Consider the following 15,959-nt stretch of genomic DNA (forward strand, 5'->3'; position numbering starts at 1 on the left):
ACCAATCAAAGGGGGCATTAACATGAAGAAAAATAAGGTTTATTCATTAGCTATGATCACGGTACTTTTAATAGGAATACTTTCAGCTTGTGGTAGTTCGGCAGATGGAAATGAAAGTGAAGGGACAGGAACGAATGCTTCCGGAATTATTCCCGTTTATACACCAGGAGCAGGTGGGATCGCCTACATTTTAAGTGCAGGTATTGGTAAGATATTTAACAGTAATGAAACGATGCCTAACGTTCAACTCGTTACAGAAGCAACGAACGGTGGAGCGGAAATTATGCAAATGGTGATGAATCGAGCAAACCAAGATAAAGCAGCATTTGGGATTAACTCAGCTATGGAAGTAGTAACGACTTATCATGGCGAATACGAGAACATTCCCGGAAAGCATGAAAACTTGCGTGCGGTGAGCTATTTGACTTATGCAGCTGCCCATATGGTCGTTTCAGCGAATTCTGATATTCAATCATATGCAGATTTAAAGGGGAAGAAAATTGGTCTTCCACCAGGTTCTGCTACAGAAGCAATTATGAAAACGCTTTTAAAAGATGGATATGGCCTTGAAGAGAGTGATTATAAAGTTATTCCACTTGGCTATAAAGAAATTCAAGAAGGTATTCAAAATGGAAGTATAGATGCTGGTCCTTTACTAGGCGCAATTCCAGCTCCACTAGTAAATGAACTGAGTCAGCTTCATGATATTCGATTTTTAACTATAGAAGAAGCTGAAGAGAAAAAGTTTCTTGAAGAAAACACGTATTACAGTGTGAAGAAAGTGGAAGCAGAGACTTATCCAGGTCAGGACAATGAGATAACAATCCCTTCATTGGATGTCATTGTTTTTACTCATGAAACGACTGATGAAGAATTGGTTTATCACTTTATCGACACGATTTTAAGCAATCAAGCAGAACTACAAGGAGTTCATCCGGTTGCCAAAGATATCAGTGAAGAAACGATTATGAATGGTTTGCAAATCCCGCTGCATGCTGGGGCGGAGAAGTATTACAGAGAAAAAGGGCTAATCGAATAAAACGGAGGGCACTGACAAAGGGAAAAAACGACTTTTGAAAGAGATTCGAGGAAGCGGTAAGGGCTCCGCTTATTGGTTAGAGTCTACTGAAAAAAGGTAAAAACCGTATCTTTTTCTTTGACCTCAAAAAAACCCCCTTTTTCAGTAGACTCGAATAAACGAGGAGTGATTTTCATGAAGCGATGGATTCATTTAATTGTTGGTGTACTCGCACTAGCTTTAGCTCTGTTTCACTTATACGCTGGCGGCATACAGCTGTTTCCGGCTACGCAACAGCGTGCTATACATCTTGGAGTAGGATTGGCGCTTGTTTTTCTTCTTTATCCTTTTATTAAAGAGAAAAAAGGAAGCGCTTCCGAACATGTTGCTGAAAAAACGATTAACTTAGCTTTAGCGGCGGTTGCCCTTGTCACATGTGCGTATATTACGGTTCAATACGTCCAGCTTACAACATCTCTAATCGCGCCGACAACTTGGACGTTAATTGTTGGTGCACTGGTTATCTTGTTAACTCTTGAAGCTTCACGGAGAATGCTAGGATTGGCACTGCCTATTATTGCTAGTATTTTCTTAGCATATGCATTATGGGGAGATCGACTACCATTAATGCTAGCTCATTCCGGTGTGTCAATTGAGCGTATCATTACCCAAGTTGGTTTAAGTACGAATGGAATATTTGGTACTCCACTTGGGGTATCCGCAAGTTATGTCGTGTTATTCGTCATATTTGGTGCTTTTTTAGAGCGCTCTGGAGCAGGTGGTTTGTTTATCGATCTAGCTATGGCGCTTGTAGGGAGATTTCGTGGCGGTGCTGCAAAAGTATCCGTTGTGGCTAGCTCGCTGTTTGGCTCCATTAGTGGTAGTCAGGTCGCGAATGTGGTTAGCACAGGTGTACTAACGATTCCTTTAATGAAAAAAGGTGGCTATAAACCACAATATGCAGCAGCTGTAGAATCTGTTGCATCAACAGGCGGCATGCTTTTACCGCCAGTAATGGGTGCGGTAGCGTTTTTAATGGCAGACTTTCTCCAAATTTCATTTGCTGAAGTAGCTTTCGCAGCATTGATTCCTGCTATTTTGTATTACATTGCCGTGTTTACGATGGTCGACTTGCGTGCGGCGAAAGTAGGCCTTTCCGCAGTCGAAGAAGTGAAAACAATCAATGTAAAACAGCTTTTGTTAACAAAAGGTCATTTAGCAATCCCTCTTGTACTTCTAGTGTATTTATTAATGATTGCGCAATTAACGACAGTGAAAGCTGTATTTTGGTCGATCCTTTCTGTTCCTATTGTTTGCCTTATCCGAAAAGAAACGCGCATGAGTATCAAGCAAATTTCTGGAGCATTGCAGGATGGAGTCAAAATGGCGCTAGTTGTTATCGCGGCCTGTGCCTGTGCAGGAATTGTTATTGGTGTAATTGATATGACAGGTATAGGATTACGTTTTTCAGGATTGCTTCTCGAACTATCTGGTGGCAATTTGCTATTATTATGTATTTTAACGATGTTCGCTTCGATTGTTTTAGGAATGGGTCTTCCACCGGTTGCCTGTTACTTAATCTTAGCAATTTTAGCGGCACCTGCTATGACGGCATTAGGTGTGTCTCCGATTGCTGCTCATTTGTTCATTTTCTATTACGGAACATTGTCAGCTATTACACCACCTGTAGCCATTGCGTCATATGCAGCAGCTGGTATAGCGAAGGCAAATCCTTTAAAAGTTTCCTTGCAGTCATGTAGTCTGGGGCTAGTGGCCTTTATTATTCCGTTTATGTTCATTTTTGGACCGGAACTCATTTTACAAGGTTCTCCGGGAATGATTGTCTATGCAACAATAACGGCGATCGTTGGTGTGATTGGGCTTTCGATAGCGATTGAAGGGTTTTTATTCTCAAAGCTTGCTGTTGCTTCGAGAATACTACTTTTTATATCTTCCATTATGTTAGTTCAAACGGGGATGTGGATCGATATCGTGGGCTTAGTTATTGCGGTTGTTACACTATTGATTGATCAAAGAAATAGTAAATTACCAAATACCCGTCAGAAAGCAATATCTGATGGAGCTGATCTTGGCGCCTGAGGGGCCGGGTGGCCGTGTGTTAAAGGGAAGTGCAGTAAAAGTACTATATTATTGGTTGAAATGATTAGGCTTGTGCATCTTTTAGGAGATGTGTGAGCTTTTTTTTATTGCTCAGGTGTTGTATTTATCATGTAATTCTTGAGGGGCTCTCTCTAAATCTATCAAAAAACAAATGCTCTAATTAAATAGAGCAGCTGCTATAATATCGTTTCATCCTTGTTCTATGCGTGCAATTCTTCATCACATCGCCTTTTTCGTTCATCTTCATTGCCTGGATTACTGAATCATCGGGGCGTTCATCGACTTTGCCTCGAGGAGACCGTTTCCTATAAGAGCGTGTTCAAAAAGGTACTCTAAGATTTGCAATGGCTCCGTTCGCTACTCGTGTTATTATGAGAAACCTACTCATAGTAACACTTTTAAAGATGTAGCAACTACGCTTATTGCTTCTTAGTCTGTTCAAAAAGGGAGAAAACTCCCTTTTTGAACCTTTAATATCTTCTTTCCTAATGCGGAGTTGCAATGGCTTCACTCACTGCGCGTCGATCCGAGAAAACCACTCGGATCGACTTAAAACATTGCAGTGGCTTCGCTCATTGCTTAGAGCTTGTTCAAAAAGGGAAGACCGCCCTTTTTGAACAAGCTCTATAAGTTTATTTCGTAACATTGACAGGAATTATCAGTTCATTCATTCTAGATCCATCTTTGGCACTTTCTTCGAAGAGGATCACTCTACCTGAATAATTAACTGCGTCATCAAGTTCAATGACAATCTCAAATTCTCCCCATCCAGGAGCACCATTTGTAGCTGTTGTGAACCCTTCATCTAGAATAAAGTGTCCATCTTCAAATTCATATAATACAGTCCCTTCATAAACCCGAGCTAATCCGCTTACAACGATCTGGTCTTTCACTTTAGCATCTGGGGCTGGTTCGTAAATTCGGAAAGCTGCGTTTTGCAATACGATCTTACGTGAATCCTTTTCATCAACCCAAAGGTAGCTTTCAGGATCATTTGCTACGATGGGATCCCCGGTATAAAGATGGCCAAGCAATGTTTCGCCAACTCTACCTTCTACTAAGATTTGAGTCTGTTCAAATCCGAATTGCTGCATAATCATGGCAATTTGTTCAGCAAACATTAATTCACCACTTGAACCCAGGTTACTTTCCTTGATCTCTTTTGAAAAACTGACATGTGCGATTCCGTCAACTTCTTCAACATATTCGATAATCACTTCTGAATTGATTAACCCTGTTAATTCGTCGTGTTCAGGTCCGTTGACCCAAGCTTCTAATGCAGCTTTTGCGACATTCTCTCCTTTTCTGACATCAATCTCTTTTTCAATCCGATAAGTATCGATTAAATCATTATCAGAGAAGTAAAGTACGACTTGATGTGTTTCCTGCTTTTCATCAGGTGTTGGAGATAAATTTGTTTCATCAACAGATTGTTCATCTTGTTCTTCCTTTTCGATCGGATCTTTTGAAGGGGTATTTATGTCCTTTTCACCTGGTTGATTGGTTGCATCAGGATCAGTCATATCATTACCGCAAGCGGTTAAGATTACGAGGCTTCCCAACATAAGCATCACCATAACAGTCAACATTTTTTTCATCACGATAACCTCCTTGTAAGTTTTAAGTTGTAAGAATTACTTGATTGATTTGGCTTACTTATAATATAGCCACCTTTTGTATCATGAAAATTTAAGAAATGTAACATTTTTGTTACTTACGTTTTTTTAGAACAACAAGTGTATGCATGTTCCTTGGTTTTGTTCTGTATCAATCTCAATCCTCCCGTTATGCATTTCAACCATTTGTTTGACAATGGTTAAGCCTAAACCGCTGCCTTCTTGATTCCATGCCGTTGCATCATTCGAACGGTAAAAAGGTTCAAAAATATGAGGAAGATCTTCTGGAGAAATGCCCATTCCTTGGTCACATACACTGATCTTATATTGCTCTTCCTCACTTTTGATAATAATTTTTACGGATGCATCTTGGGGAGAATAGCGAATAGCATTCGAAACCAGGTTATCAAGTCCACGTAGAAACATTGCTCGATTGACATATAATTGGACTGGATCAAATTCAAATTCTAAGGTTATTTGTCTGTCTTGGGCAAGATGTTGAAAGGACTGTAGCAGATGATGCTGTAAGTCCCCGGCAATCAGTGTTTCTTTTTCGAGATATTTATCCGATATACGATTAATTTGTAATAATTGGTCAACCATTTGTTTCATTTTTTGAACTTGGAACGATAGGTCTTGTACAAATTCTTGATATGTTGCTTCATTCTCACGCACATATGGCAGATTCTCAAGGATAAGCTGCATGGTTGCCAAAGGAGTTTTTAATTCATGTGAGGACGTACTCAAAAACCGTCGTTGCCTTTCATCATATAGGTTTAATTCTCCCACCATATTTTGAATCGCATTAATTAAGTCTGTAATCTCATCACGTCGTGGATGTTTCAAGGAAAAAAAGCGCTTTTGCGGCGTTACTTCTTTTAAGTGAAAGATAATTTGACGGATTGGTTTTGAAAACCAGGTTGAGATAAAATATGAAATGAAAAAGAAAACAAAAACAGCGATAAGTAGCGTTTGGACGATCCATTTTTGAAAGGATTTTAATTCAGCGTACAGTTGATCAACTTCTTGAATCATTAATAAATAACCTTCACTTTCTACTGTCTGAAAAGGGAGTAAAGTATATTGAAGATAGCCAAAAGGGTCTGTTTCGGAAAAGAGAGAAACCGGAACCGTGTCTTGAGCTAATATAGTCAGATTTAAGGTTGTGTTTGGTTTGAGTTGCTGAAAACTATCTGCATAAACTTTTTTATCGTGATCCAACATAATCAATCTGCTGTTTAATTGTTTGCTGTACGTTTGAAGGTAACCTATGCTACGGTTGGGTGAATAGGGATAAGTATCTTTGAATTGGTCAAGAATGGTAGAGCCTTGAGTGATCGATACTTGTTCATACCCCAGTTGTAACCGTTGTTCATACGTAGTTGATACAACGATGTATACGGCAAGGCAGACAACAATAAATAGACAAGAAAAAATCAACCACAATTGATATTGAATCTTCACGACTTTCCTCCAAAACGGTAACCCATGCCTCTTATGGCATGAAAATATTTCTTCCCTGAAAGCTCCATTAATTTTTTTCGTAATCGACTGATAGTGACATCGACGGTTCGTTCACTATACTCTAGTAAACCGCCCCAAATCTGTTCATATAAAAATTCCCGTGAATAGACGTTATTCGGCTTCTTCATTAAAATTTCAATCAATTTATACTCATTGGCTGTAAGAGCAATGCTTTGGTCTCTGAATAAAATAAGTAGCTTTTCACGGTCCAATTTGAGTTCCTCATATTGAAGCAACTGCTCCACACGTTGTTCACTACTTGCTTTTTCATTTCTTCTTAATAAAGCATGAATTCTAGCCAATAATTCTCGTTGATCAAAGGGTTTAACAAGATAATCGTCTGCGCCCAGCTCTAAGCCGATTATTTTATCTAAAATTTCACCTTTGGCAGTAATCATCATGATAGGAACATTTGATTCTTTTCGGATTTGTTTACAAAGTTCTAAACCATCTTTTTTTGGTAAAGTCCAATCTAATAAAACAAGATCATATGCTTTAGATTTGTATGACGCCCATCCCGCTTCTCCGTCATATTCTATATCTACTTGATAGCCTTCTCGTTCTAGAAAAAAAGCAATATTTTTAGCTAAAATTTGTTCGTCCTCAACGAGTAAAAAATACTTCATTCTATTCCTCCTTGTTTAGCAAGCCTGTTGTCATGGGAAGTATGTTACATTTTGAAGATGTATATATCAAGCTCTTACTATTTGTCTAACCAATAGAAGAAACTAAAAGATATTGGTAAAAACGATTACCGGTAAAGTGGAATAGTACTTAGTAAAAGTTTATCTGTTACTTGCATATTTAAGCAACTATGAGGAAGTCTAAAATTAAACTAAACAAATGGGGGATTATATTGAAAAAATACAGCGTTAAACTAAGTGTGTTATCTTTACTTTTGATAATAATGCTTACTGCGTGTGGAGGCAATGAAAACGTAAATGAAGCAGATGGAGAACAAACTTACTCTTTTAAAGTATCGATGGTAACACCACCTTCGCATGGTTGGACAGTAACGGCCGAGAAGTTTAATGAAGAGCTTCAATCTCGCTCAAATGGGCGGATGAGTGTGCAAGTTTTTCCAAGTGAACAGCTTGGATCTGAGGCAGATATGGTTCAACAAATGGAAACAGGTACGTTAGACTTTGGCTTTATCACAAATGCGTATTTGAGTACAAGGTCTGAATCCTTAAATGCGTGGTTTATGCCGTTTCTCTTTGAAGATTTAGAAGAAGCAAGTCAAGCTAGACGATCTGAAGAAGCAAAAGAAATGTTAAATGAACTTGAAGCACAAGGACTAGTCGGATTAGATTTTAGTTTTGCTGGAGAAAGACATGTATTAATGAAAGACAAGGCGATAAAATCTCGAGAAGATTTGACGGGTCAGAAGCTACGTATTATTGGAAATCCAGTTATGCAAGAGTTTTGGACAGATTTAGGAGTGAGTCCTACTCCAATGCCACTCGGGGAAGTGTATTCGTCCTTACAAACAGGGGTTATTGATGGGATTGATATTGATTTAGATGCTCTTGTGTCCCTTAACTTACAAGAAATTGCCAACGATTTAACATTAACGAAACATATGCAATTCCCTGCAGTTGCTGTCATGAGCCAAAAAGTATTTGAATCACTGTCTCCCGAGGACCAAGAAATTGTGAAAGAAGCGATGGAGGCTGCGGTAGAATGGGGAGTTGAAGATGCGATTCAACGAGAAAAAGGTAATCTAGAGTTTGTGAAACAGGAAGGGTTAAATATCGTTGAAGACTTTGATACGGCATCTTTCAAACCAATTCAAGACCAAATTTATTCAAAGTACAGCAAGAATGAGCTAATTCAATCATTTATTGAAAACAATCAATAAAACGTATAGAGGGGGCAAAGAAGTGACTTTAGCAAATATATTCGGGAAAATAAGTGATTACGTTTTCAAATTAGAAAAAGCGATAGTCATGATCTTAATTATTGCTATGTTTGTAGCACTTACAGCTGGTGTATTTTTCCGTTATTACTTGAATAGCCCCTTATTTTGGAGTGACGAGTTTGCAATTTTTACTTTAGTTTGGTTGACCTTTTTAGGAGGAAGTATGAGTGTGAAACGGCAGCAAACAGCTGCCGTTACGATTTTAGTAGATAAATTAAATGACAAGCTTAGAAAAATAGTCGCTAGTATTGGCTTTGTCATTGTGTTCCTTTTTGGTTTATTTATCGTTTATTATTCGGGTATATGGCTTAGTTCACCAAATATCTTGTTACAGATATCGACTTCTATGCAAATTCCAATGATTTACCCTTATTTAAGCGTTCCTTTAGGCTTTTTCTTTATGAGTATACATTCAATTCATTTATTTTTATTAAGCTTAAAGGAGACTTCATAACTAAAAAAAGACCTTTTAGCAGATTCAAGGAAGCAGCAATGGCTCGACACGTTGCGCGCCTGCGGATTGAGAACCCCACTAATTGCAGGCTTAAGACAAAGCAACGGTTCCGCTCATTGCTTAAAGGCCACTGAAAAAGGTGAAAATAATACCTTTTTCAATGACCTCTAAAAAGGGAGAGGATATTATGTTACTAGTATTACTTGTGTTTATCGTTCTACTATTAATACGAATACCAATAGCGATTGTTTTAGGAATAACGAGTGTTTCCTATATCCTCATTAGTGGTAGTTTAGGACTTTTAAATACGGTTCCACAACGATTATATTCCGGCTTAGCAAGTTATGGGTTGTTAGCCATTCCGTTATTCATGCTCGCTGGAGAATTAATGAATGCAGGAGGGATTACAAAACGCCTTGTTCGTTTTGCTAAAGTGGTATTTGGACATTATAGAGCAGGTTTAGCTTACGTAAATGTTGTCGCCAATATGTTTTTAGCGTCTATCATCGGTTCAGCAACAGCCCAAATTGCGATGATGAGCAAAGTCATGGTTCCTGCCATGGAAGAGGAAGGATATAAGAGATCTTTTGGTGCAGCAACTACAGCCGCAGCTGCATTACTCGGTCCGATTATTCCTCCAAGTATGTTATTTATTATTTATGGTGTTCAATCCGGAACGTCGATAGGTACGATGTTTTTAGCTGGAATTATGCCTGGTATTTTATTAGGTCTCTCCTTTATCTTTCTTATTATGTATTTAGGGTATCGTTATCAATTACCCCGTTCAGAGAAAGAGCCATTGAAAATTGTACTAGAGGCTAGTCTTAAAATTATCCCAGCATTACTAGTTCCTGGAATCATTATCGTAGGGATTATAAGTGGGGTGTTTACTCCGACTGAATCAGCAGCTATCGCTTGTTTGATCGCGATAATTATCGGATTTTTCTTATATAGGGATCTTAAAATCAAAGACATCCCTGATATATTAGTAAATACAGCTATGACAACAGCTACTGTTACGTTGCTTATAGCGATGGCGAATATATTTGGGTGGGTATTGACGTTTGAAGGCATCCCGCAAATGATAGCAAAAGGAATGTTAGGGTTAACAGAAAGTCCTTTATTATTCCTTTTGCTAACTAATCTTTTACTCCTTTTAGTAGGAATGGTGATCGATGGAATTGCAGCTTTAATTATTTTAGTTCCGATCTATCTGCCTATGATCGCTACATATGACATTGATCCGGTTCACTTTGGGATTATTATATGTATCAATTTAACGCTCGGACTGTTAACTCCACCGGTTGGAGCGGGTCTATTTATAGCCTCTTCGATCGGACAAGTAAAAATAGAAGAGTTAACAAAATCAATTTTTCCTTTTTTGATCGTTTCAATTGTTGTGTTACTTATCGTTACGGTTTGGCCAGGTATCGTATTATGGATTCCGAATATGGCAAGGTAATCATTGAATTATTAAGAGTGGATGGATAAAGGTATTTCTTAAACCCAAACGGTCTATTTAAGATAGTAGATTGAAGTATTTGATACTCATTTGTCATAAGTGATGAATAATTTTAGAAGCTAAAAAGGTAGTAGCTGTCGTGTTAAATAAAGCGCGAGTAAAACGTTTAAATCTGACAAAAGATATAAATTGAATCCGAATCTACACTTTATAATAAATAAAGAGGAATAAAAGGAGCTAAGCTAACTAATGAAACTAATTACATTTAAGCACACAGGAATCTCCCGTGTTGGAGCAATTGTCAATGAAGAGGTAATCGATTTACATGCATCTTATAAGGCGTTACTAAAATCGGAAGGAAAACTACGCGCTAGTCAAATTGCTGAAGCGTTTGTTCCTGCTGATATGACAGGATTCCTTCAAGGTGGAAAAGAAAGCATGGAACTAGCTAAGAAAGCAGTTGATTATGCGCTAACGAATCAAGACGATAACGGCTATAAACTGGTTTATCCGTACAATGAAGTAAAAGTAGAAGCGCCTGTTCCAAAACCAGGAAAGATCTTTGCAGTAGGACATAACTATCGTGAACATATTTTAGAGATGGGGCGTGAACTTCCTACGAATCCAGTTCTGTTTGCAAAATTTGGCAACACCGTCATTGGGCCACAAGATGATATTCCATTCCACCCTGTTTCAGAACAACTAGATTATGAAGCTGAATTCGCCTTTGTCATCGGCAAACGCGCGAAAAACGTGTCAGAAGAAGAGGCACTAGATTATGTTGCAGGTTATGCAGTAGCGAATGACGTTACGTATCGCGACATTCAACGACGTACGCTTCAATGGTTACAAGGTAAAACAGTAGATGGCAGTTTACCAATGGGGCCATGGATGGTTACTGCAGATGAAATAAAAGATCCACAAACGTTGGAAATGGTGTTAACCGTCAACGGAGATGAACGTCAACGTACAAATACAGCGAACCAAGTATTCTCAGTCAAACACTTAGTCTCCTTCTTATCGAATCTTGCCACATTAGAGCCTGGTGATATCGTGATTACTGGAACTCCAGGTGGCGTCATTCAAGCAATGGAACCTCAAGTTTGGTTGAAAGATGGAGACGTAGTACGCGTGGAAATCGATCAAGTAGGCGTGTTAGAAAACACAGTACGTACGGTAAAAGGAGAGTAAAAAGCATGACACAAAGCAATATTACTTCCGTTAATGAATCGATTGATCGCATTATTGAAACAGTGAAAGGGTTGCCAGAAGAAACGATTCGCTGGAATCCAACAGAAGATGAATGGTCGATCATGCAAATTATGGCACATATTGTCGAAGCATTGCCATATTGGGTAGGTGAAATTGAACAGCTTGTTGAGACTCCTGGGAAAGAGTGGGGAAGAAATCATTTACACGAGCCACGTCTAGAAGCCGTTAAACCTGAAACAGTAAACGCGATTAGTGTAGATGAAATGATACAAAAACTTGAAGAAGTGGAACAAACGGTCCAAGCCGGAATTGAAAACTTGACGCCTGAACAACTTGCGACAGAAGCAACAAGTGTTAATCCTAACTTTGGAACGAAACCACTTTCTTTTATTATTGATCATTTAATCGATCAACATGTTAACAAGCATGAAGGTCAAATCGAGCGCAACCTATCGAAATTAAACAACGAACAATAAAACGAAGGGTGGAGGAGAGCATGGCAGAGAAAAATGACTTTTTCAAAAGTAAAATGGTTCAAGATTTTACGCAAGATATTAGGCAGTATAATCTTGGACCACTCTGGGAAGCGATTCCAGCACTGATGCATAAGCAGCCAGAACCGCATGCAGAGGCCTATCTTTGGAAATGGGATCTTCTTAAAAAGAAGCTAGGTGAAGCAGCACAAATTTTCACTCCAGAACGTGGTGGCGAAAGAAGAGCGATTTATCTTCAAAATCCAGGACTGGACTATCGTCAACCATGGGGATGGGCTTCAACAAGTCAAACGCTCTATGCTGCTGTTCAGTTGCTACAACCAGGTGAAGAGGCTCCATCTCATCGTCATACTCAGAATGCGCTTCGGTTTGTCACCCATGGCGAGGGTGCCTATTCAATTGTTCAAGGTGAACGCCTCTTTATGGAAGAAGGAGATTTCCTGATTACACCAAAAGATCTTTGGCATGGTCACGGTCACGTAGGGAAAGAGCCAATGATTTGGATGGATGTTTTGGATATTCCAACGGTCTACATGTTGGGGGCAACCTTCTTTGAATCTTATCCAGAAAAAATTGAACAGCCGAGTGTACCAGATAATTATTCAGCGCAGCGTTATATGGGCGGGATGATGCGTCCGATTTCTGACCGTCATCCGAAAAAAGCACCGCTTGGTTCCTATAAATGGAATCAAACGTTAGCGGCGATAGATGGGTTAAGTCGTTTTGAACCAGATGCCTATGATGGATACGCGGTTGAGTTTATCAATCCTTCAACTGGTAAAACCGCAAACCCGACGATTGCGGCTTGGATGCAGAAGCTTCCAAAAGGATACCATTCTAAAGCACATCGTCATACACATTCGACTATTTACCAAGTGTATAAAGGGTCTGGTTACAGTGTGATTAATGGTCAGCGTTTTGATTGGTCTCAAGGTGATTACTTTGTTGTTCCAAACTGGGCGTGGCATGAGCATGTGGCTAATGAAGATACGTTCTTCTTTTCTGTCAGTGACTTACCAATTATGGAACACTTTGATGTCGAGAGAGAAGAAGCATATGAGCAAGGAAATGGCTATCAAGAAGTAACGAGCGAATTTAAACCTGTGCTTGGGTAAATGAAATGGAGATCTAATATTTCTAAATGTGGAGGTACTTAAAATGACAAAAACAGAGGATAAAATGATCATTGTCGGTGGCGGCATTGGCGGTTTGGCTGCTGCTCTAGCAGCTGCTGAAGCTGGCCAAAAAACTACCGTACTTGAACAAGCGCCTGAATTCGGGGAAATTGGTGCGGGTATTCAAATGGGGCCAAATGCGATGGCCGTTTTAGACCGTTTTGGAGTAGGTAAGGAAATCGAAAAAATTGCTGTTTTTCCAAAACGACTTGTTCTAAAGGATACGTTTACAGGTGAAGAGTTATCTGCCCTCGATTTAGGGGAAGAGTTTAAAGAAAAATATGGTTTCCCATACATCGTTTTACACCGTTCAGATTTACACTTTGCGCTTTTAGATGCATGTGAAAAAAGTCCTTTAGTTAATCTAATTACTGACCAACATATTGAAAAAATAGAAGAAACGACTGACGGTGTTGTTGCGATAAAGGCTAGCGGAGAAAAAGTGGTTGGCAAAGCGCTAATTGGAGCAGATGGACTTTGGTCGAAGACGCGCGCTTATTTCTCCGATGATAAGGCAATTTGTGCGGAATATGTCGCTTATCGCGGTACGATTCCAATCTCTGAAATTAGTGATGATGCCAATATGGATATGGATGACGTGATTATGTGGATTGGCCCAAATCATCATGTTGTCCAATATCCTGTCCGTCGTGGTGAGCTTTACAACCAAGTTGTTGTTTTTAAGAGCTTAAATTATAAAGAAGATTCTGATGACTGGGGAACTCCAGAAGAAATGGATCAAGTGTTTGAAGGAGCTCACCCTCTTGTTGAGAAGGCTCTATCTTTTATTGAACGACAAATACGCTGGCCGATGTATGATAGAGAGCCAATCGACAACTGGACAAAGGGAAATATTTGCCTTCTCGGTGATGCCGCTCACCCTATGCTTCAATACTTGGCACAAGGTGGCGGTCAGGCATTGGAAGATGCTTCTTATTTAGCGGACGTGCTTAAGAAACATGGTAAAAACTATGAAGCGGCATTCAAAGCGTTCCAAGAAGAACGTATTCCACGTACGGCAAGAGTACAAAGAAATGCTCGTGTTTGGGGAGAAATTATCCATGCAGAAGACCCAACTTCTATCCTGTTGCGTGACACGATTTTTAAACAACGTGATGCAAAAGACTTTAGTCAGGTGGACTGGATCTACGGACAGAAATACGGTCAAGGATCTAAAAAAATAACTAAGTGAATTACTAAGCTGTCGTTAAAGATTCCAAAATGGACCTTTGGTGACAGTTTTTTTGTCTCAAACTATTAATCACTGCCTGTTATTAATAAATCATCTTCTAAACAAGCTAATTCTTTATTTATAGTAACTTTATCCTTTTCATTTACATTAAGAGACGTAATAGTGCCACTAGCACCAATAGATATTTCTTTTAAACTACCTTCCAAAGTTTCTATTAAAAATAATGTTTCCCACTCATAGAGATATGAATCTTTTTTTATGAAAATTTTTTCAATGGTTCCCGTATAGGGACTTACTATTATATGATTTATATGAGTCATTTTTTATACCTGCCTTATTTCATTAACTTACCTTTCACACCTGAAAAATGAAGTGCATTCGTTGACGTTATCATTTTATAGTCATCATGTATGTCACTTAACACGATTTTTTATAAATGAAAAACAGTTCGTTCTATGTTATTAAATCCACCCTCTAAAGCGAGAGGCTTCTGCCATTCTCCGTACACCGACCATATAAGCTGCTAGACGCATGTCAACTTGATAGAGTTGTGACACACTACATATATTTTCAAATGAATTTACCATGATTGTGCGTAATTTTTGATCGATATCTTCTTCCGTCCAATAATACCCTTGATTGTTTTGTACCCATTCAAAATAGGAAACAGTGACTCCGCCAGAACTGGCTAAAACATCTGGTACTAAAAATACTTCACGTTCGGTTAAAATTTTCGTTGCGTCTAATGTTGTCGGTCCATTGGCAGCCTCAACGACAATCTTTGCTTTAATTTCATGAGCATTTTCCAATGTGATTTGGTTTGAGATAGCAGCAGGTACAAGGATATCACAATCAGATTTGAGAAGTGCTTTATTGGTTATTGTATTTTTATAAAGCTTGGTCACAGTTCCATAACTATCACGCTTACTTAACAAGTGATTGATATCAAGTCCTTCTTTATCATATAGAGCACCATATGCATCGGATATTCCAACAATCTTTGCTCCGGCATCATTCATGAATTTAGCTAGGAAGCTTCCAGCGTTCCCAAAGCCTTGTATAATCACTCGTGCCCCTTTTAATTTGAGGCCTTTTTTCTTTGCGGCTTCTTCAATACAAATGGTTACCCCTCTTGCTGTAGCACTTTCTCTCCCTTGTGAACCACCAAGGGCAAGTGGTTTTCCAGTAATAAAACCTGGCGAATCAAATTCTCGAATACGGCTATATTCGTCCATCATCCAAGCCATGATTTGTGAATTTGTAAATACATCTGGTGCTGGAATATCTTTTGTTGGACCAACAACTTGACTGATCGCACGAACATAACCTCGACTTAACCTCTCTAGTTCACGAAAAGACATGTTTTGAGGTTCACAAATAATACCGCCTTTTCCACCTCCATATGGGAGATCGGCAATACCACACTTTAAACTCATCCAAATCGATAACGCTTTCACTTCTTCCTCGTTTACATCTGGGTGGAACCGTACTCCGCCTTTTGTTGGACCTATTGCATCATTGTGTTGTGCACGATAACCCGTAAATATTTTCACATTCCCATTATCCATACGAACTGGTATACGTACCGTAAGCATTCTTAATGGTTCTTTAAGAAGCTCAAACATATCATCTGAATAGCCTAATTTAATTAAAGCTTCACGAACCACACTTTGTGTAGATTTAAACAGACTTAACGCTTTTCCATCTTCATTACTTTGGGATTGAAGACGATTTAATTCCTTTGTTGTACTCATAGGTTATTCCACCCTT

Annotated in this window: 14 protein-coding genes; 9 read left to right on the plus strand and 5 right to left on the minus strand. The window is 38.9% G+C overall.

Annotation, left to right across the window (positions count from 1 at the left end; genetic code table 11):
• Positions 1-22: 22 nt before the first annotated feature.
• Both LDX58_RS13860 and LDX58_RS13865 read left to right on the plus strand, forming a co-directional pair.
• Positions 23-1,039 carry a TAXI family TRAP transporter solute-binding subunit gene (locus tag LDX58_RS13860; RefSeq protein WP_227937432.1) on the plus strand — a complete coding sequence of 339 codons (1,017 nt, stop codon included), beginning with the start codon at positions 23-25 and terminating at the stop codon, positions 1,037-1,039.
• Positions 1,040-1,213: 174 nt separating this feature from the next.
• A complete protein-coding gene (locus LDX58_RS13865; RefSeq protein ID WP_227937433.1) occupies positions 1,214-3,118 on the plus strand; it encodes a TRAP transporter permease in 1,905 nt (634 codons plus the stop codon).
• Positions 3,119-3,771: 653 nt separating this feature from the next.
• Here LDX58_RS13865 and LDX58_RS13870 read toward each other — a convergent pair.
• The 3 genes from LDX58_RS13870 to LDX58_RS13880 form a co-directional block, all read right to left on the minus strand.
• Positions 3,772-4,737, minus strand: coding sequence for a Gmad2 immunoglobulin-like domain-containing protein (locus tag LDX58_RS13870; protein WP_227937434.1), 966 nt, complete (start codon positions 4,735-4,737; stop codon positions 3,772-3,774).
• A 126-nt stretch (positions 4,738-4,863) separates the two neighbouring features.
• A complete protein-coding gene (locus tag LDX58_RS26455; RefSeq protein ID WP_227937435.1) occupies positions 4,864-6,219 on the minus strand; it encodes a sensor histidine kinase in 1,356 nt (451 codons plus the stop codon).
• Positions 6,216-6,905 (minus strand): response regulator, encoded by a 690-nt coding sequence (locus LDX58_RS13880; protein ID WP_227937436.1) that lies wholly within the window; start codon positions 6,903-6,905, stop codon positions 6,216-6,218. The genes LDX58_RS26455 and LDX58_RS13880 overlap by 4 nt, the downstream gene beginning before the upstream one ends.
• A 230-nt stretch (positions 6,906-7,135) precedes the next feature.
• Here LDX58_RS13880 and LDX58_RS13885 point away from each other — a divergent pair, with 230 nt between their 5' ends.
• From LDX58_RS13885 to LDX58_RS13915, 7 genes are all read left to right on the plus strand, one after another.
• Positions 7,136-8,140, plus strand: coding sequence for a TRAP transporter substrate-binding protein (locus tag LDX58_RS13885; RefSeq protein WP_227937437.1), 1,005 nt, complete (start codon positions 7,136-7,138; stop codon positions 8,138-8,140).
• A 22-nt stretch (positions 8,141-8,162) separates the two neighbouring features.
• Positions 8,163-8,654, plus strand: coding sequence for a TRAP transporter small permease (locus LDX58_RS13890; protein WP_227937438.1), 492 nt, complete (start codon positions 8,163-8,165; stop codon positions 8,652-8,654).
• 187 nt (positions 8,655-8,841) lie between these two features.
• Positions 8,842-10,116 (plus strand): TRAP transporter large permease, encoded by a 1,275-nt coding sequence (locus LDX58_RS13895; protein WP_227937439.1) that lies wholly within the window; start codon positions 8,842-8,844, stop codon positions 10,114-10,116.
• Positions 10,117-10,365: 249 nt separating this feature from the next.
• Positions 10,366-11,307: a fumarylacetoacetate hydrolase family protein gene (locus LDX58_RS13900; RefSeq protein WP_227937440.1), complete on the plus strand. Its 942-nt coding sequence runs from the start codon at positions 10,366-10,368 to the stop codon at positions 11,305-11,307.
• Positions 11,308-11,312: 5 nt separating this feature from the next.
• Positions 11,313-11,804: a DinB family protein gene (locus LDX58_RS13905; RefSeq protein WP_227937441.1), complete on the plus strand. Its 492-nt coding sequence runs from the start codon at positions 11,313-11,315 to the stop codon at positions 11,802-11,804.
• 20 nt (positions 11,805-11,824) lie between these two features.
• The gene (locus tag LDX58_RS13910) at positions 11,825-12,937 is read left to right on the plus strand and encodes a cupin domain-containing protein (protein WP_227937442.1); all 1,113 of its coding nucleotides are present in this window, start codon (positions 11,825-11,827) and stop codon (positions 12,935-12,937) included.
• A gap of 43 nt (positions 12,938-12,980) precedes the next feature.
• The gene (locus LDX58_RS13915) at positions 12,981-14,189 is read left to right on the plus strand and encodes an FAD-dependent monooxygenase (protein ID WP_227937443.1); all 1,209 of its coding nucleotides are present in this window, start codon (positions 12,981-12,983) and stop codon (positions 14,187-14,189) included.
• Between the two features lie 65 nt (positions 14,190-14,254).
• On the opposite strand, the gene LDX58_RS13920 is transcribed toward LDX58_RS13915, so the two are convergent.
• Positions 14,255-14,509: a biotin/lipoyl attachment domain-containing protein gene (locus tag LDX58_RS13920; protein ID WP_227937444.1), complete on the minus strand. Its 255-nt coding sequence runs from the start codon at positions 14,507-14,509 to the stop codon at positions 14,255-14,257.
• 141 nt (positions 14,510-14,650) lie between these two features.
• A complete protein-coding gene (locus LDX58_RS13925; protein WP_227937445.1) occupies positions 14,651-15,943 on the minus strand; it encodes a Glu/Leu/Phe/Val family dehydrogenase in 1,293 nt (430 codons plus the stop codon).
• Positions 15,944-15,959: the final 16 nt, after the last annotated feature.

Origin of the sequence: Alkalihalobacillus deserti (assembly GCF_020734105.1) — a bacterium.
Lineage (GTDB): Bacteria > Bacillota > Bacilli > Bacillales > Bacillaceae_D > Halalkalibacter > Halalkalibacter deserti.